The 26,930-nt window shown below is 42.8% G+C and carries 20 protein-coding genes; 11 read left to right on the top strand and 9 right to left on the bottom strand.

The annotated features are described in order from the left end of the window. Positions 1 to 2,291: GNAT family N-acetyltransferase (locus ACED48_RS12680; protein ID WP_371726452.1), on the top strand; the 2,291-nt coding region annotated here is incomplete at its 5' end. On the opposite strand, the gene ACED48_RS12675 is transcribed toward ACED48_RS12680, so the two are convergent. Further along, entirely contained in the window at positions 2,280 to 3,167 is an 888-nt protein-coding gene (locus ACED48_RS12675) for a LysR family transcriptional regulator (protein ID WP_017058293.1), read from the bottom strand. The genes ACED48_RS12680 and ACED48_RS12675 overlap by 12 nt on opposite strands. Positions 3,168 to 3,391: 224 nt before the next feature. Here ACED48_RS12675 and ACED48_RS12670 point away from each other — a divergent pair, with 224 nt between their 5' ends. Then, positions 3,392 to 5,527, top strand: coding sequence for a TonB-dependent hemoglobin/transferrin/lactoferrin family receptor (locus ACED48_RS12670; RefSeq protein WP_017058294.1), 2,136 nt, complete (start codon positions 3,392 to 3,394; stop codon positions 5,525 to 5,527). A gap of 347 nt (positions 5,528 to 5,874) precedes the next feature. Here ACED48_RS12670 and galE read toward each other — a convergent pair whose 3' ends face one another. Further along, complete coding sequence (gene galE / locus ACED48_RS12665; protein ID WP_017058295.1) at positions 5,875 to 6,888, bottom strand: UDP-glucose 4-epimerase GalE; 1,014 nt, start codon at positions 6,886 to 6,888, stop codon at positions 5,875 to 5,877. Between the two features lie 429 nt (positions 6,889 to 7,317). Here galE and ACED48_RS12660 point away from each other — a divergent pair, with 429 nt between their 5' ends. The 3 genes from ACED48_RS12660 to ACED48_RS12650 all read left to right on the top strand — a co-directional run bounded on the left by ACED48_RS12660 (position 7,318) and on the right by ACED48_RS12650 (position 9,886). Beyond that, a complete protein-coding gene (locus ACED48_RS12660) occupies positions 7,318 to 8,061 on the top strand; it encodes a 5-oxoprolinase subunit PxpA (protein ID WP_017058296.1) in 744 nt (247 codons plus the stop codon). A 120-nt stretch (positions 8,062 to 8,181) separates the two neighbouring features. Then, the gene (locus ACED48_RS12655) at positions 8,182 to 8,943 is read left to right on the top strand and encodes an allophanate hydrolase subunit 1 (RefSeq protein WP_017058297.1); all 762 of its coding nucleotides are present in this window, start codon (positions 8,182 to 8,184) and stop codon (positions 8,941 to 8,943) included. Beyond that, complete coding sequence (locus ACED48_RS12650) at positions 8,936 to 9,886, top strand: biotin-dependent carboxyltransferase family protein (RefSeq protein ID WP_017058298.1); 951 nt, start codon at positions 8,936 to 8,938, stop codon at positions 9,884 to 9,886. Before ACED48_RS12655 ends, ACED48_RS12650 begins: the two co-directional genes overlap by 8 nt. 141 nt (positions 9,887 to 10,027) lie before the next feature. On the opposite strand, the gene ACED48_RS12645 is transcribed toward ACED48_RS12650, so the two are convergent. From ACED48_RS12645 to ACED48_RS12635, 3 genes are all read right to left on the bottom strand, one after another. Then, entirely contained in the window at positions 10,028 to 11,482 is a 1,455-nt protein-coding gene (locus ACED48_RS12645; RefSeq protein ID WP_017058299.1) for an FAD-dependent oxidoreductase, read from the bottom strand. A 531-nt stretch (positions 11,483 to 12,013) separates the two neighbouring features. Beyond that, a complete protein-coding gene (locus ACED48_RS12640) occupies positions 12,014 to 14,452 on the bottom strand; it encodes an ABC transporter permease (RefSeq protein WP_017058300.1) in 2,439 nt (812 codons plus the stop codon). A 1-nt stretch (position 14,453) separates the two neighbouring features. Continuing rightward, the gene (locus ACED48_RS12635; protein WP_017058301.1) at positions 14,454 to 15,128 is read right to left on the bottom strand and encodes an ABC transporter ATP-binding protein; all 675 of its coding nucleotides are present in this window, start codon (positions 15,126 to 15,128) and stop codon (positions 14,454 to 14,456) included. Between ACED48_RS12635 and ACED48_RS12630 the strand changes: the two genes are divergently transcribed. From ACED48_RS12630 to mrdA, 5 genes are all read left to right on the top strand, one after another. After that, on the top strand, positions 15,127 to 15,768 hold the full coding sequence (locus tag ACED48_RS12630; RefSeq protein WP_017058302.1) for an arylesterase: 642 nt from the start codon (positions 15,127 to 15,129) through the stop codon (positions 15,766 to 15,768). The genes ACED48_RS12635 and ACED48_RS12630 overlap by 2 nt on opposite strands. 81 nt (positions 15,769 to 15,849) lie before the next feature. After that, the gene (gene fabV / locus ACED48_RS12625) at positions 15,850 to 17,049 is read left to right on the top strand and encodes an enoyl-ACP reductase FabV (protein WP_017058303.1); all 1,200 of its coding nucleotides are present in this window, start codon (positions 15,850 to 15,852) and stop codon (positions 17,047 to 17,049) included. Between the two features lie 179 nt (positions 17,050 to 17,228). Further along, positions 17,229 to 19,136 (top strand): GGDEF and EAL domain-containing protein, encoded by a 1,908-nt coding sequence (locus ACED48_RS12620; RefSeq protein WP_017058304.1) that lies wholly within the window; start codon positions 17,229 to 17,231, stop codon positions 19,134 to 19,136. Positions 19,137 to 19,257: 121 nt separating this feature from the next. Next, positions 19,258 to 20,913 carry an ABC-ATPase domain-containing protein gene (locus ACED48_RS12615; protein WP_017058305.1) on the top strand — a complete coding sequence of 552 codons (1,656 nt, stop codon included), beginning with the start codon at positions 19,258 to 19,260 and terminating at the stop codon, positions 20,911 to 20,913. 290 nt (positions 20,914 to 21,203) lie between these two features. Next, positions 21,204 to 23,102 carry a penicillin-binding protein 2 gene (gene mrdA, locus ACED48_RS12610; protein ID WP_029627266.1) on the top strand — a complete coding sequence of 633 codons (1,899 nt, stop codon included), beginning with the start codon at positions 21,204 to 21,206 and terminating at the stop codon, positions 23,100 to 23,102. A gap of 81 nt (positions 23,103 to 23,183) precedes the next feature. On the opposite strand, the gene ACED48_RS12605 is transcribed toward mrdA, so the two are convergent. After that, the gene (locus tag ACED48_RS12605) at positions 23,184 to 23,822 is read right to left on the bottom strand and encodes a DNA-J related domain-containing protein (RefSeq protein ID WP_029627267.1); all 639 of its coding nucleotides are present in this window, start codon (positions 23,820 to 23,822) and stop codon (positions 23,184 to 23,186) included. Between the two features lie 165 nt (positions 23,823 to 23,987). Then, the gene (locus ACED48_RS12600) at positions 23,988 to 24,827 is read right to left on the bottom strand and encodes an isopenicillin N synthase family oxygenase (protein ID WP_017058308.1); all 840 of its coding nucleotides are present in this window, start codon (positions 24,825 to 24,827) and stop codon (positions 23,988 to 23,990) included. 199 nt (positions 24,828 to 25,026) lie between these two features. On the opposite strand from ACED48_RS12600, the gene ACED48_RS12595 reads away from it, so the two are divergent. Beyond that, complete coding sequence (locus ACED48_RS12595) at positions 25,027 to 25,635, top strand: DUF2238 domain-containing protein (RefSeq protein ID WP_017058309.1); 609 nt, start codon at positions 25,027 to 25,029, stop codon at positions 25,633 to 25,635. Positions 25,636 to 25,723: 88 nt separating this feature from the next. On the opposite strand, the gene ACED48_RS12590 is transcribed toward ACED48_RS12595, so the two are convergent. Continuing rightward, positions 25,724 to 25,975: a hypothetical protein gene (locus ACED48_RS12590; RefSeq protein WP_017058310.1), complete on the bottom strand. Its 252-nt coding sequence runs from the start codon at positions 25,973 to 25,975 to the stop codon at positions 25,724 to 25,726. A gap of 21 nt (positions 25,976 to 25,996) precedes the next feature. Beyond that, on the bottom strand, positions 25,997 to 26,908 hold the full coding sequence (locus ACED48_RS12585; protein ID WP_017058311.1) for a DMT family transporter: 912 nt from the start codon (positions 26,906 to 26,908) through the stop codon (positions 25,997 to 25,999). Positions 26,909 to 26,930: the final 22 nt, after the last annotated feature.

Below are 26,930 nucleotides of genomic sequence, written 5' to 3'. Positions count from 1 at the left end.
GCTTAGGGATTATTGTTCCATGGCTAAACTTAAATGCCTCTTTCTCTCCCGTTACTGCGCTTCCCGGAAAAATTGCGTTTGTTTCCCAGTCTGCAGCAGTTTGTACCACTATTCTTGATTGGGCGAACGACAAGCAGATTGGTTTCTCTGCGTTTATCTCCATTGGTAATGGCAGTGATATTGAATTCTCAGAGCTTTTAGATTATCTGAGTACCGATTCTCACACCGAAGCGATCTTGCTTTACATTGACAGCATTACGGATGCAAGGCGCTTTATCTCTGCAGCACGTGCAGCGTCGCGTAACCGACGAATCCTAGTATTAAAAGGCGGTCGAACAGCGAAAGGAAGAGCGGCTGCTATGGCACACACAGGCGGTGCGGACACTCTAGACATTATTTACGATTCGGCAATCCGACGCAGTGGCATGCTGAGAGTTAAGAACTTACATGAGTTGTTTGCCGCGGTAGAGACACTGACTCACTCGGTGCCACTGCGTGGTGAGCGTCTCGCTATTGTCACTAATGGTGGAGGCCCTGCGATTATGGCTGTAGACACGCTTTTTGATCGTGGCGGTAAGTTAGCAGAATTATCCGATGAAACACTTGATAGATTAAACAGAGTTTTGCCAGCGAGTTGGTCCCATAGCAATCCTATAGATATTGTTGGTGATGCCGGCGATCAGCGTTATATCGATACTATCAACATACTGCTTGATGGTGACGAAGCTGATGCCATTCTTATCATGCACAGCCCCTCTGCTGTCGCGCATTCCGCTCAAACAGCGGAACGAATTATTGAAGTGATCAAGAAGCACCCTCGCCACAAACGATTCAATATCTTAACTAATTGGTCTGGCGAATTAACAGCCCGGCCCGCGAGAAAGCGGTTTACTGAAGCGGGAATTCCTACCTATCGAACGCCAGAAAGTTCTGTGGTTGCCTTCATGCACTTAGTCGAGTACCGACGCAACCAGCGTCAGTTAATGGAAACGCCAACGACTGCAGAAAAAGTACACATTGAAGACTTGGCAGATGCGAAGAATTGGATTAAACGCCAGCTACTGGATAAAGATACAGTTAGTCTCGATACCCATCAAAACAGCCAATTTTTTAGACACTTCAATTTGGATGTTCTTCCGACTTGGATCGCTTCTGACCCAAGCGAGGCGGTACATATTGCAGAAACGATTGGTTATCCCGTTGCAGTAAAACTCCGTTCACCAGACATCGCACATAAATCAGATGTACAAGGTGTGATGCTCAATCTGCGAAACAGCAGTGAGGTAGCAAATGCGGCTCAAGCGATTCTCGATCGATCGCAATTGTCGTTCCCTACCGCTCATATTCATGGTTTGTTGATTCAAGGAATGGCCAAGCTCGCAGGTGGTCAAGAGCTACGCGTGAAAGTAACAACCGATGAAACCTTTGGACCAATTATTCTGCTTGGTCAAGGTGGATCTGAATGGGATGAATCCATTGATGCGGCAGCTGCATTCCCACCGCTTAACATGACACTGGCTCGATACTTGATTATTCGAGCGATAAAGAGTGGCAAGATTCGCCTGCAAAAGTTGCCTAACCCGATCGATATTGAGGGGCTTTCTGAACTATTAGTTCGTATATCTCAAATGGTGGTTAATTGTCCTGAGATACATGATTTGGATATTCATCCAGTGCTTGCCAATGGAGACAAGTTCACTATATTGGACGCCGATATTATTTTGAAAGCGTATGAGGGAGATCCGCAAGAAAGACTCGCGATTCGCCCATATCCAGTTGAACTTGAAGAGACAATACAGTTGAGAGACGGTACTGAGGTGCTGCTACGCCCTATCCTTCCGGAAGATGAGCCGCTTCACGCAGACTTTATTAACCGGGTCTCCAAAGAAGATCTTTATAAACGCTTCTTTAGTGATGTCGGTGAGTTCAATCACGAGGCATTGGCGAATTTTACTCAGATCGATTTTGATAGAGAAATTGCATTTGTTGTTGTGCGTAAAGAGCAAGGCCTTCCTGCGATCATCGGTGTTTCCAGAGCTTTGATTAACCCAGAGAATACAGACGCTGAGTTTGCAATACTGATACGCTCTGATCTGAAAGGTGCCGGCTTAGGTCGGATTTTGATGACTAAGGTAATCGATTACTGCCGAGCAAAACAGACTAAGCAAATGTCTGGGATGACGATGCCAACGAACAGAGGAATGTTGACACTAGCTCGAAAACTCGGTTTTAAGCTAGATATCAGTTTTGAAGATGGTACTGCAGATATGGTGTTGTCGCTATTTGAGTGACCATGTCTTTTTAAGGTGCTGAATACACCAAGATTTGGCGTCGCCCATTTTGTTGCGTCGCCAAGCCATCACGATATCGATAGGTTGTGGCTCAGTCCCTGAAATTTTCTGTAGAACGCCAGACTCGATCAAAGGTTCAGCAACACTACTTGGTAAAGTACCAATACCTAAACCAGTGGTTAACGCTTCTACTTTTGCAGAAAAGCTTGTCACGGTTAATCGCGGTTGTTTTTCTAAAATATTGATACTTAATGCTGGTTGATCACGGGCTGTATCCGCAATTGCAATTACCCTGTAACTTTCTCTTGCCTTCTGGTCAAATTCACCTGAACGTTTGTGAACGTAGTGTTTTGATGACGCTACCCAAACCATTTCCATTTTACCAATTACGTCACTTTTCATGTCATTTGGAATAGTGTCGACTTTTGGGCAAACCAGTAAATCTGCGCGGTCATCGGTCAGTGATTCCCAACAACCGGCAAGGATCTCTTCTTGTAATCGAACGCGTGTCTTACTGATTTTTCCTAGTTCATCCACGAGTGGGAAGAAATTAGCAACCGGAATAATACCATCAAAGGCTATTGTTAAGTCGAGCTCCCAACCATTTGCAAGAATACTGGCTTCGTTTACTAATTTTTCCGTCGCACCAAGAATCACTCTGCCTTGTTCTAATATCAATTGCCCCGCTTCTGTGAAGTTTGCACGGTGGCCGGATCGATCAAAAATCATGATGTCTAAGTCTTGCTCTAGCTTTTGAATTTGATAGCTGAGTGATGAAGGGGCTCTATCCATTTCATTTGCCGCAGCGGCGAAACTTCCACGTCGCTCTATGGCATCTAATATGTGTAATGCTTCAAGTGTTATTGGGCTATGCATAGCTTTCCTACTTTACAAATGAGACTTTAGTCACAAAAACAGAAGCATTCGCCACGTGAATGGAACTGTAAAAGTCTTTTTAATACAGATGTTTAAGAATGTTAATTATGAATCAGTTGATAAAAATAAAAACTAATTAAATGCAAATAATAGTAATTATCATTTAGATCCAATATTATCTTTCGCAAATCAGGATAATACTATGGAATTAAGGTAACTATCAGATGTATAAGCAATCCCTACTCTCTGCTTCAATCGTTTTAGCGCTTTCATCAACCTCAGCCTTTGCTGAAGATTATGCCCTATTTGACGAGGTTGTTGTATCGGCAACTCGTACGAATCAACAACTTGAAGATGTTGCTGCATCGGTAACTGTGATCAACGATAAAGATATCGAAAAAAACATGGTAACGGATGTAAACGATTTATTTAAGTACACACCAGGAGTCACGGTCACTACGAATTCTCGTCAGGGGATTCAAGGTATTAATATTCGTGGTATGGAAGGTAACCGAGTAAAGGTTATCGTTGATGGAGTCTCACAAACTAGCCAATTTACTCCCAGTGGTACTCAGTCATATAACTTCATCAACTCTTCGCGTGTTGATGTTGATACGGATATGTTGAAGTCTGTTGAGATAGTTAAAGGTGCAGCTTCTTCTCTTTACGGCTCAGACGCTATTGGCGGTATTGCTGCGTTTGAAACAAAAGACCCAAGTGACTTTTTAAAAGGCAAAGATTTCGGGGGGCACGCGAAGTTCAACTACTCTTCATCTGATAACACATTTAGCGAATCCGTTGCCTTAGCGAATCGTATTGGCGATCTTGAAACGCTAGTTGCTTATACTCGCAGGGATGGTGAGCAAACTGAAAACTTCGGTACACCTGATGAACAAGATACTCAAAACAACAACTTGCTGGTTAAGCTTCAATATCAATTCAATGAACAACATCGTTTAGAATTCTCAGGTAATTTTATCGAGAATTCAGGTGATACCGATTTAAATAGCTCAAGCTACACCGGTTACACTGGCGAAGATTCGACTAGCCAACAGCAAATTGGTATCAAACATATTTGGGATGCTGACCTAGCGTTTGCCGACACCGTTACTTGGCAAGCTGACTGGCTGAGCAAAGAAGAAAACGGTATAACTAATCGTACATCTAAGGGTGGTAGTATGTTCTTACCGCCAGCTGGTAACGTTCAGAAAAAGGACTATATCTACGAAGATGAAGGCTATCAGCTTGATGTGCAATTCGATAAGTTCTTCATGACAGGTAATGTAGAAAATTACTTTATCTATGGTGCTTCATATTCAGACAAAGATATTAAAAACGTTAATAACGAATATAACTCAATCAGTGCAGACCAAGTTATCTTCTATATTCCTTCTGCATCAGAAAGAAAGTATGGATTCTTTGCACAAAATGAAATGACGATCGGAAATTGGATGATTACTCCGGGGGTTCGTTTTGACGGCTTTGAAACAGATCCTGGTGATACAAGCCAAAACCCAAGTGGGAACCCTGAAGAATCTTATGCAAAATATTCAGACTCAGCTGTTACCGGACGCTTAGGTACAACTTACACGCTTAATGACGAAAATAAGATCTTCGGTCAAATCAGCCAAGGCTTCAGAGCTCCTGATTTCCAAGAGCTTTACTATTCATTTGGTAATCCTGCTCACGGTTATGTTAATGCCCCTAACCCAGACTTAGAAGCTGAAGAAAGTATTTCATACGAGCTAGGTTGGCGTCACAACACAAATTATTCATCAAGCGAAATCGCTATCTTCTACAGCGACTACGATAACTTCATTGATAATGTAGCTGTTAGTGGTTCAGCCACTCCTATGGATCCAACAGTATATAAAAATGTAAATATTGATGAAGCAGTAATCAAAGGTATCGAGGCTTCAAACACGTTGTCTTGGAATAACTTCATGCCGGTACAAGGTGTGAGTACTCGTGTTGCAGCCACGTACACAGAAGGCGAAGACGGTGAAGGTAACCCTCTTAACAGCGTGAACCCTTGGAATGCTGTCGTTGGATTTAACTATGATGCTCCTTCAGCGTTATGGGGTACATCACTTAACATTAGTTATACAGCTGGCAAGAAGTCTAGTGATATAAATAGCGCGGGTCTAAAAGACGAAATTCTACCGACTGATTCTGCAACAGTAGTTGACCTAACTGCATACTACTTGCCAATGAAGGACCTTACGCTTAGAGCTGGTCTTTTCAACGTTACGGATGAAGAGTACTATTCGTGGAATGACGTTCGTGGGTTTTCACAAGAAGATAAAGATTACACGCAAGCGGGTCGTAACTGGTCAGTCACCGCTAAATACGAATTTTAATTTGTTACAAACCCAAATTGCAGAAACTAAAAAGCCAGCTTAATGCTGGCTTTTATCTATTTCACTAAAAATTGCATCAAAAAGGAATAAGTGAAATTGTGTCTTACTTTTCTGCCATTTCTTTCTTAACCATTACTGTAGCAGCAATGATGAAAGTGATAATTAGGCCTAGTTCCATGATTAACTCCAAGGAAAATTAACATTAAACATATAATTCGCGCGTATAGTAACACAACAAATACAGAATGATACATTTTAACCGAAAAGTTCATTTTTTATTCTTGTTAGATCAAAAAAGATGCCCTAAAGCATCTTTTTGTATGTTAACTGACCATGAAACTACTCGTTTAGCCCGGGAAACCATCAGGGTTTGTTGACTGCCAGCGCCATGTATCTTCGGTCATTTCATTCAGTGTACGTGTCGCATTCCAACCTAGTTCTTTCTGCGCTTTAGCCGGATCTGCCCAGCATTCTGCGATATCGCCAGGGCGGCGCTCAACCAGTTTGTATGGGATTTCTTTACCGCTCGCTTTTTCAAATGCTTTAACCATATCTAGTACGCTTGAACCGTTGCCTGTACCAAGATTGTAGATATGAAGACCAGCTTTGCGCCCTACTTTTTCAAGAGCTGCGATGTGTCCATCAGATAGATCCATAACGTGGATATAATCACGAACGCCAGTACCGTCTTTTGTTGGGTAATCGTTACCAAATACCGATAGGAACTCACGTCGGCCTACTGCAACTTGAGAGACAAATGGCATTAGGTTGTTTGGGATACCTTGCGGGTCTTCGCCTAACTCGCCACTTGGATGTGAACCTACTGGGTTAAAGTAACGCAGCAATGTAATGCTCCAATCTGGATTCGCTTGTTGGAAATCGGTTAAGCACTCTTCAACCATTAGCTTGCTACGGCCATAAGGGTTAGTCGCACTTGTTGGGAAGTCTTCTGTAATTGGCACACTAGCAGGATCGCCGTAGACCGTTGCTGATGAACTGAATACTAAGGTTTTTACATTAGCTTCGCGCATCGCATCAACAAGAACTAAAGTGCCGTTCACATTGTTGTCGTAGTATTCAAGAGGTTTAGCAACCGATTCGCCTACTGCTTTTAGTCCTGCAAAATGGATAACCGCTTCGATATTGTTCTGCTTCATCGCTTCAGTCAAAAGTGCTTTATCGCGAATATCACCTTCAATGAAATTAGGGCGAACGCCAGATACTTTCTCAATGCGATCAAGAACGCTTGGCTTGCTGTTGTACAAGTTATCGAAAAGTACAGGCGTCATTCCTGCGTTAATCATCTGGATACTTGTATGGCTGCCAATGTAGCCCATGCCACCTGTGACTAAAACATTCATGTTTAGTAGACCTTTTTATTAGAAATATTCAACTTATAGCCTATGATACCGCAATTTAGAGCGAAGCCACAAACCTCGATCTCTTTTGATGTTCATAAGAAAACACGAATTGACCGTTCTTATGTGTTTTGCTCGATAGCTTACTCCCCTTAGACCACGGTTACTTCCTCAATGAGATCGTGCCTCTTTGCCTTTCTTATGTAAGAGAATTATTTAATAGTTAAGAGTATTTACCTTCAAGCCGGATGCGCTACTTTATTATTAGTGTAACCTGACATTTTTTATTGAAGTTTTAATATTGTATTAATGAGGTGTTAATGGGTGGGAGTGCTAAAACTTTGAGTTAAATCACTGTTTAATTGTGCTAATTATACGAACGTCTTTAAGGTCGGCAGCTCCTAACTAACACAACTTAAAAGGACTACATAAGTGACAACGAAGATTTTGCTTAATTGTGACATGGGAGAAAGCTTCGGCAATTGGAAAATGGGTGATGATGAATCGGTCATGGAATGGGTCGATATGGCAAATATCGCTTGTGGCTTTCATGCGTCGGATCCACACGTAATGTCCAAAACCATCAAACTTGCTCAACACTACCATACTCAAATCGGTGCTCACCCAGGGTACCAAGATTTAGTTGGATTTGGACGCCGTTCCATTCCACATACTATGGATGAGATCAGTGAGTTAGTATGTTACCAAGTTGGGGCCTTACAAGCCCTTTGCCGCTATCATCATACCTCGGTTGGATATGTGAAACCTCATGGTGCCCTTTATAACGATATGATGGCGAACACTGATGTTTTTAATGCTGTCGCTCAAGCGGTGGCTGAATTTAATATCCCTCTCATGATTCTTTCTTCGTCTGACAATCAACAATATTTAGACATCGCTGATGATCATGACTTACCCCTTTTGTTTGAGGCATTTGCAGACCGAGCTTACTTGAACAACGGGCAGTTAGCACCTCGCACACAAAAAGGCTCGGTGTACGTGCATCAAGACGATATCTATAATCAAGTCATGCAAATCATTAACTATGGCTCCGTCACAACAATTGAGGGGGAACGACTGCCTATTGAAGCTGATACCATCTGTGTACACGGAGATAACCCTCAAGCCATCGCATTAATTAGAAAAATCCGACAAGACCTCAACGCTTTTAATTAATATCACTGCTTTCAATTTATATCAGTGTGACTTGAGCGAATTTCTACTTGTTGGCTAAGAACAACTTACAAGCTGATACTGCTCTAAACATGGAAGTTGGAATAAATGTATGGAAAGGAAATGACGAAAAATCAGATTGAATTCAATATAGAGCCCGTTGCTGAATGCAGTGTTCTCGTTACGCTAATACCTTTAAAGCCTCACTCTAGTGCTATCGATGCTCAGTATATGGCGCACTTTTCTGATGTTATTCGCCAGAATCTAACGCCCGTGTTGATGAATGTGACACCGGCTTACCACACCATATTAGTTGATTATCTACCTTATCGAATTTCAGAACAGCAGCTGATAACCCAGCTAAGCTCACTGTTAACTCAGGCTTTACCCTCATTTTCAAACACCACCGACACGACGAATATTATTGAGCTCCCCGCTTATTATTCACCTGAAACAGCACTCGATTTAGGTAGATATCAAGAGAAAGGCTTATCTCTGGACGATATCATCCAATATCACACCTCAGAGATATACAGTGTCAGTGCGATAGGATTCATTCCCGGTTTTGCTTTTATGTCGGATGTGGTTAGTGAACTGGCTTTACCTCGTCACTCAACACCACGTTTAAGCGTTCCTAAAGGCAGCATCGCGATTGCAGACTCCAAAACCGCGGTTTACCCATCTGATTCACCAGGTGGTTGGAACATTATTGGTAACTGTCCTTTATCACTGTTTTTCCATAGCCAATTGAAGAAGGCAGATATCACACCAGGTCCATTATCCCTGCTTAATGTCGGAGACAGTGTGCGTTTCAAATCGATATCAAAACAGGAGTTTATGGAGCTTAGGTCTATGGAGATTAGTGGAGGTGGCGCTCATGAGTAAGTTAAAGGCTAATCCAACCCTCACCGTAATCAAACCCGGTCCATTGAGTCTGATCCAAGACTTTGGCCGTTTTGGCGTTGCTCACCTCGGACTTACACAAGGTGGCCCTGTTGACGATTACTCTTATAGTTGGGCCAATTACCTGCTAGGAAATACCGTTAACCAAGCTGCGTTAGAAATAACCCTTGGGCAATGTGTTTTAAAAGTTGACTTCGATTGCGAGATGGCAATCTGTGGGGGGGATTTACAAGCAACACTTGACGGTAGCCCGCTGGATAATTGGAGCTCTTTCCAAGCTTTTAAAGGACAACTGCTATCATTCGGACTACCTAAGAACGGGCTACGCGCATATTTAGCGGTTAAGGGAGGCTTCGACGTTCCTCTTACGCTCAATAGCTGTTCTACCGTAACACGTGAAAAAATTGGAGGTCTCACGCAAGACGGGCAACCTTGCCAAAAAGGCCAAAAGATAAGTTTTACTCAACATGACCTCTCTACCCCTTTTAAGGCTCTGAGCGTTACCTTTAGATACAAACCCGATTACAATTTGCCAGTCAATTTACGCGTGATTGAAGGCTATCAGAGCGAGCTATTTTCAGAGTCAGCAAAAGAGACTTTTTACAATGCCCAATATATCGTTGACCAAAACTCGAATCGAATGGGCTACAGACTCAATGGTAAACCTGTTACTTCTCCTGATAGCTCCTTACTGTCTGAAGGCATTGCACTTGGTGCTATTCAAATCCCACAAGATGGGCAGCCTATTGTGTTGCTCAATGACAGACAAACTATTGGTGGTTATCCGAAGGTTGGCTGCGTTGCAAGAATCGACTTACCGCGTTTAGCACAAGCTAAACCTGGCCATGAGATATCTTTTAGTAAAGGCGAGCGATTGGGATTACAAGATTTGTGGTGTCAGTGGGCGAAGTTTTTTGGTTATTGATACACATCTTTGGATGGATACTCCTCGATTAAGATAGCCAAATAAGACGTTAAATTGAAAAAATCCAGCTTACTGTAAATCGTAAGCTGGATTGTGTTTTTTTGAGATCTTGTATTAGGTATTAAGCGAATTAGAGCGTTTTTAACAGTGTTCTTGTCCTGAGACCTTAGCAAGCGCGTCTGGATAACCTCGCTCCTTGGTCAAGCTTATCGCCCTGTTTTCAATATCGTTCACATTGAGTGACATTGTCACGGAGTGGGCGTCTTCAATCGATACGGCTTCAGTCATATCAAACCATTGCTCAGCAACTTTTTGCGCGGCCTCTAATGTTGAAGACGCTTTAACCACTTCAAGTCGAGCATAACGCTCACCACAAAATGAAACATCTGACGCCCTAAGGCTAGGGTCGGTTCCTGGTATTTGTTGTGCACCGAACAAAGGTTTGCCGCCAACCTGTGCAGAGCTAAAACTTGGAATGAATTGAGACATATGGGTAATTGCCGCGCGAGTTCTCAATTCAAGCTGCTCTTCACTCCAACCTGATACGATTTTCTTTAACAGCTTAGACGGCAACAGCGGTTGTGATGAGTTTGTTGAAGAGGAAACCAACCCTCCCTCAAACAGAGTAATCCCTTCTGTCATACCGTGGAGTTGAAACACGCCGTCAGCATACGGCGTTAATTGAGCCATGCCTTGCGGTGTGCCTCTCGGGCCATGGAAGATAACCTCGGGCCACTCTTCTTTACATTCTTGTGAGTAAGGCCACTCTGTGACGTACGCAGCTTTAAATTCAACAAGCCTTTGCTGCTTGGAGCCGACAAAGTCATCAACAATACCGGTTTCGAAACCACTCGCATTAATCAAATAGTCGGTTGTTAAAATATGGCTTTGATTTTCATGGTCTGTATAAGTCAAAGACCAACCTTGCTCTATAGCTTCAACGGATTCTAAGCGACTGTTGGTTAATACCGTACAATTAGGTTGCTGGCCTAAAGATAGTTGAGCGGTCGCAGAGAGTCGAAACACACTCCATCCATACTCTTGAACCATGGCGACGGGATATTTGAGCGTGTCTAAATCAGTATGTTTAGCAAAAGGAATACACCAATCATCGAGTGACATTGGTTTTAGTGGTTGAGTTCTTTCAGCTATCTCTAACAGATCTTCTTTGCTGTAGAGCTTGTAGTACTCTTCAGGATCACCAAGTACTTGGTTGCTTTTATCTTGTTTAACAAGCTCAGCATAAGCATCCTTAATCACCTTAAGGCGAGGAAGAAGATCCATCGGTTCCCCTCCATCACTATGCGGAACCGCAATGACTGTCGGTCGAATATTGATCGTGTGAGGAAATAGGCGGACAGTATCAATTGACTGTATGAGCAATTGAAGACATTGCTCTACAGAAATATCTCGATACAAATTGCCACCAGCGTGTAAATGGCAAATTGGCGGGCCATTAACTAAACTCGGCCCTTTTTCCAAAATAGTGACATTAAAGCCCAACTCACTAAAGTGAATAGCGCTTGTTGTCCCCGCAATACCACCACCAACAATGGTAATAGAAGCTTGATTTTTATCCGTTTTGTTGTGGTTCATCGTGTTCTGTAGAATAAGATTAACTGACGCTATTCTACTTTTGTTCTGCGATGAATTAAAACACATTTTTATCAAGGTCTTAGCTTGGCGTTAATTAATATCTATGTAAAAAATATAAATAACCTCTTGACTCAATTACCCCAGATAGAGTTTTAAAGGTTATTCTAACAGTCATATTTGCCCTAAGTGACGCCACATAAAGGCTGTCTCAGTACTCTTAAAACACAGGTATTAACTTATCCCTAAAGTTATCCACCGTTTTTGTGGATAACTGTTGATAACGTTCTTGCTAAGTTGCGCAAACCCTTTGTTTACAGGGACTAACCGTTGTTCATTAAATCGGCATAATTGCACAATTAGTTTTAAAAAATGCTGAAAACCAATGATTTTAAAGTGTGAAATTTCCTTTTCACGGTACTCGCTGGTTAAATAAAAAAGACCAAATGATGGTTTCTATAACTCGTTTGTGACTAAGTATAAACATTCACAATTAGTCCATTTTACAAGTTGTGTCAGTGGTAAGCAGTATGTCTAGCTGAAGTCCTTACTTGCCGGGGCTAATAAACGTTTAATCAAGCTGTTAACTACAGCGGCTAGCATTATAAAAGTCAGCACAGGTAAAGCAGCCCACAACGTGGGGTGAAACGAAGGGGGCAGTTCGAAGCCAAAGCTCATCACTCCCGCTACGCTGAGCTCTGAACCGAACGCCGCGATAGAGCCCGCCACTAATGCCATTAACCCATACTCGCACCAAATCGTATTCAGAATCCGTTTCTTACTCGCGCCTAACGTGCGATACAAACGAATTTCTTGCTGCCTTTGAGATAAGCTCAATCGTAACAGTGTGAAGATGAGTAACAGTCCAGCAACCACACCAAGCGCTGCAAGTACAGTGATTGACCAAACAATCTGTTTAAGCAGTTCTTGGATTTTGCTGCCCATCTTACGAATATCCATCAAACTCACTGTTGGGTGATTTCGAGATAGTTCATTGAGCATCTGATTGTGTTTATCTTCGAGTCTGAAGCTCACTAACCAAGTTGACGGAATCGAGCTCAATACATCTGGAGTAAATATGAAGTAAAAGTTTGGCTTCATTTCACGCCACTCGACTTTTCGTATGCTATTAACCTTGGCTGCAACATTTTGGCTGTTTATCGTAAATGTAAGTTCATCACCAATTTGTAAGCCGAGCTCTTTTGCAACCTCAGACTCAACAGACACACCCTGCTCTTGTGTCCAGCTTCCTTCGAGTACCTCATTGTACTCAGGCAAGCTATCGCCCCAAGTGAAGTTGATTTCACGTCGAAGTGCATCGGTCTTGTCTGACGTATTACTGTATTTAGCCGCTTCTACCTTGTTGATCGTCGTGAGTCGACCTCGAATAATTGGAAACGCTTGGGTCCGTTCTACTTGATTCGAATCAATGGTCGCTAGATAGTTCTCTTTCTCATAATCAGCAATATTAAGCGCGAAAGCATTTGGTGCATTTTCTGGTAACGTTTGTTGCCAATCTGACAACAAATCACTTCTTACCAGCCAAATAATAGATAACAACATTAAAGAGAGTGCCAAAGAGCCAAACTGAATACCTGTCGCCAATGGTGTACGATTTATTCGGCTTAACGCTAAGCGCATTGATGTTGAAGTTGGTAACTTGCTAAACAGGCGCAGAACAACGGTACTTACAATAGCTAACACTAAGAACAGACACGCAATACCGGCTAAGACAATCCATACCAACAGATTGTCGCCATACATCAATATCATTGGAACGATAGGCACAAGCAACAATGCGAACTTTTTGTAGCTGTCGTGTGCCTTATGGCTTGATTGGATAACACTAATAGCCGATGTGTTGACCAAGCCGATTAATGGTATACCTAATGCAGGCACCCCTATTAAAATGCTTGATAGAATAGCTAACACAGCAGGCTCAATGCCATAGCTTGGAAGTGGCGATGGCAATAAGTCACCTAGTGGGATGCGAAGCAAAAATTCTAAACCTATGCCTATCGTAATACCTAATACGGCGCCAATCACGACTAATAGAGATACCTGAACCGAAAGCCATTTAATGATCCACGGCTTGCTCGCCCCCAAACTTTTTAGCATCGCGATGGTTTTACGACGACTCGCCACGTAGTGCTGGCAAGTGAGCACTAAAGTCGTTGCAGCCATGATCACGACGATGGCGACGGTGAGTGACAGGTATTGCGTTGTGCTTTCAAACATCTCGTTGGTGCGGCTTGCTGAATCTTGCGTGCGCCAGCGATCACTTGGTGTTAGCTCGATACTGTCTTGTGCAGCTTTTAGTTTGTCATCATCACCATTCAAAAATAGCCTGAAACTCACACGGCTTCCCGGTTGAATGGCACCAGTCGCATCGATATCACTTTTGTGTATCAATACCGCAGGCATTTGCTGAAATGGGTTAAAGCTCAACCCCGGCTCTTGAGTGATGCGCCCTGTTATTGTTAAATCCGCATCACCAATTGTGACATTGTCACCCATTTCAACTTCTAGCTGTGCAAATATACGTTCATCCAGCCAAAGCTCACCCGGTTCAACATGATTACGAGACGCATCATTAGCGCCCTCCAATATCATTTCACCGCGCAATGGATAGTTACTCTCAACCGCTTTCACCGTCACCAACTGCATTGAGTTATCACTGAATGCCATGGTGGAAAAACGGGTTAGTTCAGAGCTTTCCAACTGCTCAACCTGAGTGAGGTCGAGTAAAGGTTGTGGAATTGGATTTGCTGAGATAAACACACTGTCTGCTGTTAAAGCATCCTTACCCTGTTTAACAATGACTTGCTCCATACGCTCTGCCAACGCTGACAACGCGAATACACAGGCAATAATTAACGTCAAAGCGATGGACACTGGCCAAAGTTGACCATGTCGAATTTCTTCGATGCTCCATGAGAATAATCGCTTATTCAGTCCATTTGGTGAATTCAATTTAGACTTCCTCTATCTGACCGACATGCATTTTGAGAGTTCGCTGGCAACGTTGTGCAAGCTTAGGATCGTGCGTTACCAAGATCAGTGTTGTGCCGTGTGATGAGTTTAGTTCAAACAACAATTCAATAATTTTGGCTGCTGTTTGTTGGTCTAGGTTACCCGTTGGTTCATCTGCAAATAGGATCTTAGGCTTAATCATGAACGCGCGGGCCAAAGCGACCCTCTGTTGCTCACCACCAGATAGCTGAGACGGTAAATGATCAAGCCTGTCTTTCAAGCCTACTGATTCAAGCAGAGCAGTTGCACGTTCGGTGTCTTCGTCTTCTCCCTTCAACAAACAAGGCAGCGTGACATTTTGTAGCGCAGAAAGGCTTGGGATTAATAAGAAGCTTTGAAAGACAAACCCTACGGATTCACTGCGGATCTTAGCCCTTGCTTCATCATCAAGTCGCGAGAGTGGCTGCCCTAATAAACTAATCTCACCTTTCGTTGGTACATCAAGACCTGCGAGTAACGTCATCAAGGTCGATTTACCTGCACCAGACGTTCCAACAATAGCGATAGTTTCGCCTTCACGAATATCGATATCGACATGCTCTAAGATTGTTAAATGTTCTTGTTTAGTAGACACTGTCTTAGAAACAGCTTCTGCTTTTATTATGGATGTATGCATGACTCGACTAATTTCCTTTTTATTCTTTATTTTACTTTCAACTGCGTCTCTAGCCCAAAATAGTGAGCTAGTTAGAAATCCTACGTTAACTCCAAAAGCGACTCTGTTGATCCTTGGCGATAGCTTGAGTGCTGGTTACAACATGGATATCAAACAGAGTTGGCCAAGCTTGTTGCCAGACGCGCTATCGAAGCACAATAAAGAGGTTACTGTGGTTAACGGAAGTATTTCTGGTGACACAACGGGTAACGGCTTAGCTCGTCTACCACAACTTCTTGAAGAGCATGCTCCTGATAGTGTTCTCATTGAACTAGGGGCGAATGATGGGCTTCGCGGTTTTCCACCTAAGTTAATGTCTGCAAATTTAGCCCAAATCATTGAACAAATAAAAGCCGCAGGTGCCAAACCTATTATTATGCAAATTAGAATCCCGCCTAATTACGGTAAGCGTTACAACCAGCAATTTGAATACGTGTTTGCGTCTATTGCCGATCAAAAAAAGGTACCACTTCTTCCGTTTTTTCTGGAACATATCATCCTTAAACCAGAGTGGATGATGAACGATGGACTCCATCCAAAACCAGAGGCTCAACCTTGGATTGCGGAATTCGTCGCCGGAGAATTATATCAGTATCTTTAGGTTTTAATGGTCTAGCTCAATAAATTTTACACAGTTTTACGTTAACCTGAGTGCATATCATTGTAAACTGCAAGGTTATTTATGCTGATCGAACCTATTATCAAAGGTGTGGTAGCCAAAAACGCACACCCATTAGGCTGCCAAGAAGCCGTAAAGCAACAAATCAAGTTTGTTAAGAGCGCACCTCAAATTAAAGACGGTCCTAAACGTGTACTGATCATCGGTGCTTCCTCTGGTTTCGGTCTTGCCGCTCGTATCGCCCTTACCTTTGGGGGGGCAAAAGCTGACACCATCGGCGTTTCATTCGAACGTGGTCCTAATGAAAAATCGCTAGGGACTGCCGGTTGGTACAATAACATCTACTTCAAGAAAGAAGCCGAACGAGAACAACGTATCGCTATCAACATCGTTGGCGACGCCTTCTCCCAAGAGACTCGATCTCAAGTTGTCGAAGCCATCGAAACCTACTTCGAAGGTGAAGTCGACCTGATTATCTACAGCTTAGCTACTGCCGTCAGACCTAAGCCGGGTTCCGAGGAGTTTTGGCGATCTGCTATTAAACCAATCGGAGAAAGTGTCACCGGAGCTACGATTTCACTTGAACACGATAGCTGGGTAACCAACACTCTCGAAGCGGCGACGGAAGAAGAAGCACAAAGTACACTCAAAGTCATGGGCGGAGAAGATTGGGAAAGCTGGATAGACGAGCTAATCAACGCGGAATCTATCGCTCCAGGATGCAAAACGATTGCGTTTTCTTATGTTGGTCCAGAAGTAACTCACCCTATTTACTTAGATGGTACTTTAGGTCGCGCTAAGATAGACCTTCATCAAACAAGCCATGCGCTCAATCTTGAATTAGCGAACTTTGGTGGTAACGCTTATGCTACGGTCTGTAAAGCTCTGGTCACTAAGGCCAGCGTATTTATTCCGGGGTTAAGCCCTTACCTGCTCGCTTTGTATAAAGTAATGAAAGACAAAGGGACACATGAAGGGTGTATTCAACAAATGCAGCGCTTGTTTAGCTCTAAACTGTATGGCCAAGAAAAGATACCGCTTGATGGTGAGCGCTTAATTCGAATGGATGACTTGGAACTTGATGAAGAGACTCAATCTCATGTTACAGAAATTCTTAAAAGCATGGATGAAAGCAACTTTCAAGCGTTGGGTGACTATCAAGGGTTCAAACAAGAGTTTTTGCAGTTAAATGGTTTTGCCCAACAATCGGTAGACTATAGTCAGCAACTTAACACCTCTGATTTCATAAAATTAGTGCCTTAAGATAAAATCATCTTAATACTGAGACACGTATTCACATTCGAGAACCTCTGCTTAATTGCAGAGGTTTTTTTCTATAACTTTTCTTATACTTATTAAATGATATATTTATAGGTTTTTTGGATTCATTGTGGTTAACACAGGATGTGTTGATGCATTTAGCATAATTGACTCGGAGTCATATGAAGAAAATACAAACTCTCGATCTAGATATTCCAGACGACATGAAGTCTGGCTGGCAGAACATCGTCGACCTTTTGGCAGAACTGACTCAAACGCCAGCAGCACTGATCATGCGCGTTCATGCCAATTCTATAGAAGTATTTTCAACCAGTAACAGTCAATACAATCCCTACACTAAAGGGGATTCAGAAACCTTAGGGAATGGGCTTTATTGCGAAAGCGTGATGCAGTCTCAGCAACAGTTGATTGTGCCCAATGCTTTAAGTGACCCTCAATGGGAAAATAACCCAGATATAGAGCTTGGTTTAGTCTCATACTGTGGTATCCCATTACTTTGGCCTAATGGTGAACTCTTTGGCACTATTTGTATTTTGGACTCTAAAGAGAACCACTATACTCCTACCTATATCAAGTTATTAGAAAGCTTCCGTACTTCGATAGAGTCTCAGCTCAAAACTTTATTTCAGCACGCTAAGCTTACTCAAGTGAACCGTGAGTTAAAAAACCGCGTCTATAGTAGAACTAAAGATCTCGCCAGTCTTAACTATTCATTAAACCTAGAAATTGATAAACGCAGAGCCGCCGAACAAAAAATAAACTTCCAAAAGAATCACGATCTCGGAACCGGTTTTTTGAACCGAAATGCATTTGAGTCTCGTTTAAATCAAAAGTTATTATCACAACGAAGGCTGACTGGTTGTTCGTTTGCTGTAATTCATATTGGATTTACTAATGGCAGACGTATACAAGCACGTTATGGCTATAATGCCTTAGATCAAGTTCTTGTCGAGTACCGAAAACGAATAAACAACATTGCCGATATTGAGGTATTAACTGCACGCCCTACTTCTGTCGATCTCGTTCTTGCATTTAGCGTTAAGGATGTACACCACCGACTTGAAGAACTCTGCCAAACTTTAGTTAAGGTTGGCCATTCTGAGTTTTTAATCGAAAATGACAAAGTTCATTTGCATGCATTTATTGGGATTGCGATTACTGATAAGGAAGATCATGCAGAAAGCATTCTCCAAAAGTCCTCAGAAGCGATGCTTGCCTGTAAAGATTCCGGACAAAAGTTTGCTTACTACGCTCAGTCTCACACAGAAGAACAAAGCCACATCAATAAAATAGAAGGATATTTATTACAAGCCGTTCGTAACGATGACCTCATGCTCTATTTTCAACCTAAGGTCTGCCCTTTGACTCATCGTTGGCTAGGTGCTGAAGCCTTACTGCGTTGGCGTCACCCGGTTTTAGGAGACATCTCCAACGAAACCTTGATACACATGGCTGAACAAAATGGTTTGATTTTTGAAGTTGGTAGCTTTGTTCTACGTCATGCCATCGAAAAAGCCAAAGAGTGGTCTGAATACGTTGATGATTTCAAGATGGCCGTTAATGTATCAGCGGTACAACTTAAGAATGCGCACTTTGCGGAACAAGTTGTCCATTTATTAGAAACTTACCACCTTGAGCCTAGCTTCCTGGAACTCGAAGTTACCGAGAGTGGCCTTATCGCAGATGAAGTTGTTGCTAAAAACACTTTAGAACTATTACACGACATTGGTGTTACATTGTCACTAGATGATTTTGGTACAGGCTACGCCTCTTTCAGTTACCTTAAAAAATTCCCATTTGACTCAATTAAAATCGATAAGAGCTTCATAGATCAGATGCTGAACTCAAATGAAGACTCTGAAATAGTTCGTTCGATTGTTCAAATCGCTAAGAAATTAGACTTAAAAGTGATTATTGAAGGCATAGAATCCGAAGTTCAGGAACAATTTATTATTGATGAAGGCTGTGATATAGGCCAAGGCTACCTCTATGGTAAACCGATGCCGAGTAAAGAATTCGAACACAGCTTAATCAATCAAAACTATTTAGGGACAACTCGATACGCTTAAAGCGCGAAAGGGTAGTTAGTTTTCGATTTAGGCCTACTTTCTCTTTACTCTATAGGTGGTGATTTTTATAATCGCCGCCTTTCTGTTTTTATCTTTCCCCCTTATATAGGCATTCCTCGTTATGGATCAGTTGACTGCAAAGCTTAAAAAGCTCGAAAAACAAAACTACCGTGCATATCAACAAATTAAAGGTCAATACGACTTTGCTGATTTTGAATTACACATCGACCACATTCAAGGTGACCCGTACGCGTCAGCTTCTCGTTTTCGCGCAACACGCGCGTGGTCGTTAACTGGGTTAGATTGGCTTAAAGAAAAGTCTTACGAATACCAAGTAGCGGCTCGTGATTTTATTGCACGTAGCTTCTCTGAATTCGCTAAACAAGAATCTTCCATCTCTATCGCTTTGACTGGCCAAACGGTTTTAGACAGTACATCGGTTGTCTTCACTGAGCACGGTATCGAACTTCGTTTCCGTATCAACCTACCTGCAGATGGGCGTAGCATTCTTGCTAAGAAAGCGCTCAACATCATCACTTTCTACTTACCAAAGTTTATTCGCCGTGCAACGCTTGAGCGTGAACTGAACATCGATGCGATGATCGAACATTGTGAAACGATTGAAGACCAAGAAGCGCTACGTGCTCAATTAGACGAAAACAATCTAGCGTCATTCGTTGCTAATGGTAGTGTGCTACCCCGTATCGCAGGTAACTGTGACCTTCCAATGAAAGATGCAGTTCCTTTTGCAGCGCCAGAATCATTGAGCGTAACATTAAACACACCAAACCAAGGTGATGTGACTGGCTTAGGTATTCCTAAAGGCATCACACTAATCGTTGGTGGTGGTTTCCATGGTAAATCGACACTGTTGAACGCCGTTGAACGCTCTATCTACAACCATATTCCTGGTGACGGTCGCGAAGGTATTGTGACTGCTATCGATACGATGAAGATTCGTGCAGAAGATGGCCGATGTGTGCACAGCTTGAATTTGTCAAACTACATCAACCATTTACCAATGAAGAAAGATACGTGCGATTTCAGTACTCAAGATGCGTCTGGTTCTACGTCTCAAGCGGCTTGGTTACAAGAGTCGATTGAAGCTGGTGTGCAAACTCTACTTATCGATGAAGATACGTCAGCGACTAACTTCATGATTCGTGATGAGCGTATGCAGGCTTTAGTCTCTAAAGGGGACGAGCCAATCACACCGCTTGTTGATCGTATCGGCCAACTACGTGAGGAGATGGATATCTCAACCATCGTGGTAATGGGGGGGTCTGGTGATTACCTAGACGTAGCAAACACTGTAATTCAAATGCACGACTACCAAGCGGTAGACGTGACTGAAAAAGCAAAAGATGTGATTGCTCAGCACCCTACTCAACGTACTAATGAATGTGAAACGGCTTTAGAGATGTTTGTACCGCGTTCATTGAATCGCGTATCACTGATGAACATTCTTATGGACGGCAAGTTCCGTGTTAGCGCGAAAGGCAAAGAATCACTGCGTTTTGGTAAAGAGTTCGCAGACCTTTCTGCATTAGAGCAACTTGAGTCAACATCAGAGGTAAATGCGATCGGTTGGGCTTGGTTTCAGTTTGCACAAACGCCAGGTTGGTCAAATAATCCAGCGAAAGAGTTCAACACCATTTTAGAAAACGAGTGGCACGCTAACATGCCGAAATACGGTGATTTAGCAAAACCAAGAACGTTGGACATAATGGCTGCTTTGAACCGTATGCGTAAGTCTCAGTTCAAATCTTCTGACTAGGTTGTCTACAAGGTAGCACTGTTTCAACTTGCGGCTCTCATTAATGAGGGCCGTTTTTATATGGTGTCCCTCCTTGCAATACAAACTCTATAACGATTAATACATCAATAACGCTATTTTTTACGTCGTTAACAGCTTACTTATTGGGTGTGACTTAAGCCGATATCTTTCAATTAACTAAGTTATCCCAGACAATCCAAATCATGACACAGCTTTTACAATGCCCTAGTGATATTCAGATAAAGTTCAGCCTTGGAAAGTGTAACTAAATGTAACAAGTCGAGATGTTGATGAACCACAAAGGCGTAAGAATTCGTGACCATAAAAGCGAAATAAACTTGTTTCGAAACCGAGTTATCGTCGCATTTATTGGGATTTTTATTTTCACCTTCGTCTTAGTTGGAAACCTATATAGTCTCCAAGTAAAAAACTTCGAAAGCTACCAAACCCGAGCGGATGGTAACAGAATCAAAGTACTGCCTATCGCTCCTGCTCGTGGGCTGATATATGATCGCAATGGCGTGTTACTGGCGGAGAACCAACTCGTCTTTGATTTGACCATGATTCCAGAGCAAACTGATGACGTTGACTTAATGCTCGAAAAACTCCACAAATTCATCCCGCGTGACCCTGAACAGATTACTCGTTTCAAAAAACGTTATCACAACACACGTCGTTTTAAATCTGTGACTATATTGGAGAACCTAACTGAAAAAGAGATTGCAAAGTTCTCCGTTCATCAATATCAATTCCCCGGTCTATCTATCGATACCAGTTTGAAACGCTTTTATCCAAATGGTGAGGTTCTTACTCATATCTTAGGGTATGTGGCGCACATCAATGATAGCGATCTTAGAAAGTTGGGAGAACAAGGTATAGAAGCAAATTATCAAGCGACGACCGTCATCGGTAAGCTTGGCGTTGAGCGATATTACGAAGACATACTTCATGGCATCAAAGGTTATCAAGAGGTCGAAGTAAATAGCCGTGGGCGAATAGTCCGCACCATTGAGTACGTGCCGCCTGTTGCTGGCAAAGATATCGTGTTAAATATTGACCTTGAGCTACAAAAATACGTCTTTGAACAACTTGATCACAGAACCGGAAGCGCGGTCATTCTCGACCCAAAAGACAACAGCGTATTGGCGATGGCATCTAGTCCTAGCTATGATCCTAATCTCTTTGTCGATGGTATTTCTAGTAAAGACTACCAAGCCTTATTAAACGATCCAGCCCGCCCACTGGTGAATAGAACAACCTTAGGCGTGTACCCCCCCGCTTCGACCGTCAAACCCTTTATGGCCGTTGCAGGCTTACAAGAACATGTCATTTCGGAAAACACAGTGCGTAACGACCATGGTATATGGCGAATTCCCGGTTCCAAAGCAAACTCGAAAGCTTGGCGAGACTGGAAACGTTGGGGCCACGGGCCTGTTGATGTAACTCGAGCGATTGAAGAATCTGTAGATTCGTTCTTCTATCAAACGGCCTTTGATTTGGGCATCGACCGCATTTCTACTTGGATGAACCGTTTTGGTTTTGGTAAACCGACAGGCATCGATATCTATGAAGAAAGTAACGCCAATATGCCGACTCGTGATTGGAAGATGATGCGTTATCGCACGCCTTGGTACCAAGGTGATACTGTTCCTGTCGGTATTGGACAAGGTTATTGGACTTCTACTCCTCTGCAATTGGCTAAAGCGACCTCTGTTTTGGTTAATCATGGCAAGGTAATGCCTCCACATATTTTAAGAGCAACACTAGATCACGGTGAAGATTTTGATACGCAAACCCCCGTTGTGCCAAAACAGATGGCATCAATTGAAGAGGTACCCGATGAGATTTGGGACGTACCAATTAATGCAATGAGACTGGTAAACAATGGCAGTCGAGGCAGTGGTCGAAGAGCCTTCAAGGGCGCTGAGTATGTAAGCGGTGGTAAATCGGGTACGGCGCAAGTCTTTGATTTAGCGAAGGATCAGGTTTACAACTCCAAAATCCTTGCAAAGCATCTACTCGACCATGCGCTGTATACGGCATTTGCCCCTTATGAGCATCCAGAATATGTTGCGACGGTCGTCATTGAACACGGAAACGGTGGTTCAAAAGTTGGAGCGCCATACATTCGTAAGGTACTCGATTACGCATTTGAGCATAAAAGTGGCGAAAGAAAAGATCACTCGTAGTAAAAACAAAGCCCCCCATTGGTATCAATCACAATGGGGGCTTTCTATTAGAGGTAACCCACGCAGGTAAGTGCTTTTCAACTACGAACTTCGTAGTACGTGCCATGCTTCACAGAGCGTCTGAAACTTGGAGGTATTGCCCTCATCTCTATCCGGATGCCAACGCAGTGCAAGGCGTCTCCATCGCTTTCGAATATCTTGTTGAGTCGCATCCAGTGGTAACTCGAATAAACTGAGCGCATTACTTCTGTCCATATCCGTTTCGCTGCCACCGACAAACTTCTTGTAGCGCGTCCAAAACTCATTCAACAGTCGCTTTACTTCACCCTCATCAGCTTCATAGTTAAGCCAATTGACATAGTAATCACGCAGTGGGTCTTCAAGATCGATTGTATGAGTGCTGCCATGATAACGTCCGTTCATCAATTCAATGTCCATGGCTTGAACCTGAAGCCAGCTGTCAGGGTATAAGGTGTCTTGCAACTGATAGAGGGCATTCATGATTAAGAAGTTTTTTTTGAATAGCTCTTTTTCAGGCACGGGATCTAAGACTGGCACCAAGCCGAGATCGTTGAGATGCGCCGCCAAGGTATGCACTTTCCATCCACTCGGTTGTTGCTTAAGCACCTCCAGAATAGGCCAAAGCAAAGGGTTCTCCATATGTGCCTGAAAAGTGGACCTAATACCTTGCTGATTTGATGTAGCTGCTTTGTCAGACATAATTAAGTAAGCCTATTGACGTATATATTGAAGTAACTTGTTAATTGAAATCGATTCATGGTCACTTGTCGAGGTTCAAACAAATTAAATTTCACACCGTTAGACGTGTAAAAATCAAAAAAGCCAGCTTTACGCTGGCTCCTTACAATATACAATTAAGACGAATTAGATAACACCAAGTTCTCTTAATCGCTCCATTAGGTATTCGTTCGCCGTGTACTTTTCAGAGAGTACCACTTCTGGTTTCGGATGAAGGAAAAGTGGTAGAGAAATACGTGATTTCTCTTGACGCGCACCCGATGGGTTAATTACGCGATGAGTTGTCGATGGGAAGTAACCACCTGATGCTTCTTGAAGCATATCACCAATGTTGATGATCATGTTGCCGAAATCACATGGAACATCTAACCATTCATCATTCTGTGCTTTAACTTGTAGGCCAGGCTCGTTCGATGCAGGCAAGATAGTCAGTAGGTTAATGTCTTCATGAGCAGCAGCACGGATTGCACCTGGTTCTTCATCACCTTGCATTGGTGGGTAGTGAAGTACGCGAAGCAAGGTCTGTTGACTACCATTGATCATTTCAGAAAGTGCGATTGAGAACTTCTCTTGTACTTCTTGTGGTGCGTGCGCTTCAACCCAGCCTAGAAGCTCTTGAGCAAATGCGTTTGCGCGTTGGTAGTAATCTAGAATCTGTTCTTTCAGCGGTTCAGGAACCTGACCCCACGGGTAGACATGAAAGTACTCTTTAATATCTTTTACAGTGTGTCCCTTTGCAACTTCCGACACTGAAGGGGGAAAATATCCATCTTGTGTTTCAACATTAAAGTGGAAGTTTTCTTTCTCTTCAGAAATGAAGAATTGGTACCAGTTTTCGTAAATTGACTCAACAAGCTCTTTTGGGATCGGGTGGTTTTTTAGTACGCCAAATCCAGTTTCACGTAGAGAGCGAACAAATTGTTCCGCTGCGTCGTCAGCAAGATAATCGACAGTTTCCAGTTTCATGGCTTTCTTTCTTGTTATGTAGTGATTCAGGGATTTTATGGTTCGCTTTGCTGTAAATCAAACTTTTGTGAAACTCTCGCAATCGTTTGTCTAGATACTGGGCTATAACGCTTATTTTCAACAGGTTTGGTAAATCAAACCCAATTGAACAGCGTTCATTATTATGTAACTATATCTAAAAATTCTACGAGAGATTGATATGACAACAACGCCTCTTGCGAAAAATATCCCCTTGCTGTTACTGACAGCTCTTTACCTTACTGTATTTCTATTCTCTGCTATTGAACCTTTTTCAAGAGCGGTATGGATTGCAGAAATCACCCCCGCCCTTGGTATTCTTGCCGGTATATGGTGGCTTTCTACCAAGCTCACCTTTTCAAAAACGGCTTACGTTCTAATGTTTATTTGGCTAGCTCTACACACAATTGGTGCCAAATACACCTTCGCAGAAGTGCCCTTTGATTGGTTTAACAACATGATAGGCTCTGATCGCAATAATTTTGATCGAGTCGCTCATTTTGCTATTGGTCTTTATGCTTACCCGCTCGCTGAATATTTGATTCGTAAGAAACTAGCTCAACCTGTGTTGGCGTGTTTCTTTGCTCTGTTTGCCATCATGAGTGTTGCAGCAGGTTATGAGATTATTGAGTGGTGGTACGCGGAAATTGCAGGTGGCGATGAAGGTATCGCATTCCTTGGGTCACAAGGTGATATTTGGGATGCTCAGAAAGACATGCTTTGCGATACAACTGGAGCAATAGTCTCATTGTTAATTCTCAAGCTTCAAGGGCGAGTTAGAGTTCATTGATACTAGCCTCCAATTCTTAACATCAAGATCAGTTCTTAACTTCAATAACAGGTCTGAAATGCCACACACAATTAGTGCTGTGGCATTTTTATTTCATCGTTACTTTACCGCCAACAAATTTGTAGGCTGGCGTGCCTCGAACTAAGGTATCGCGTGCGAACTCTATACCACAATCAGGGCAAGTACATGGCTCAGTCGTGTAATCTTCGACGATGCGTTCTTTAAAGCACTTTACGAGTGCACCTTTACCACCTTTCCGGTACTTAAAAAGTTGTGCCTTACATTTTGCGCAGAAAATCTGGACCGTTTTGGTCGGTTGTTTTTTATTTGGTTTAGCCATAGCAGTTAATGAGCGAATTCTCTATTTCTTTAGTTTAGGGGCGACAAGTACCAAGCTTATCCCAAGTAGAATGACGGTCGAAGAGATAACAAATTGCATAGTGACCGGCTCGGACAAGAGTAATACTCCACCAAGTGTTGCGATAACAGGAACAGAGAGTTGCGCGATGGATGCAACAACGGTGTTTAGTTTCTTCACAACGTAATACCACAAGCTATAACCCACGCCAGAGGCCACGGCTCCCGACAATACTGCGTAAATCAAACCTTGTTTGGTTATGGATATTTGTTCCGTGACGCTCGGAATGAAGGCTAGGAGACTTAACAATGCAAGAATGACTAATGAACCAAAACCAAAATTGGCCGTAGTCGATTGAAGTGCGTTTGTCGATTTCTTGCCTGCCAGTGTGTAAATGCCCCACCCAACCCCAGCTAAAGCCATTAATATTATGGAGATTAGATCCGATGAGCCTGTCGACTCTGTCGGCATTAATAAGTAAATGAGCCCCATAACAGACAATAAACACCCAACCCACTCAAGCGATGACATTCTGTTACCAGCTAACAGGTGTGCAGCAATCATTGTGAATTGCACCGCGACAAACAACACCAAAGCACCAAGCCCTGCTCCTAGCGTTAAGTAAGCAAACGAGAAACCGAACATATAAACCAGTAGAGTCAATATCGCGGTTAGATCAAACTGAGTGCGAACCTTGGTATAGATCGATGTGTTACTGTCTGATGCTTTAATTTGTTTGCGCTTAGCGTTTGAAGATAAGGTTAATAAAATCAACAAAGTGAGTGCTCCCGATAACATACGCACGATCGAAAAACTCAAAGGATCAATCGTTTGATCCACTAAAGCCCAACGACACAATACTGAATTGGCCGCAAATGCCACCAGCGTAATGAATGTAATAATCACGGTTTGCATTGTGTTGTCCTAATCGAGTTGT

The sequence above is a fragment of the Vibrio sp. 5S239 genome, from assembly GCF_041439575.1.
Classification (GTDB): domain Bacteria; phylum Pseudomonadota; class Gammaproteobacteria; order Enterobacterales; family Vibrionaceae; genus Vibrio; species Vibrio kanaloae.
Note: the sequence above shows the minus strand (reverse complement) of the source record. Positions and strands in the feature narration are given on the sequence as shown.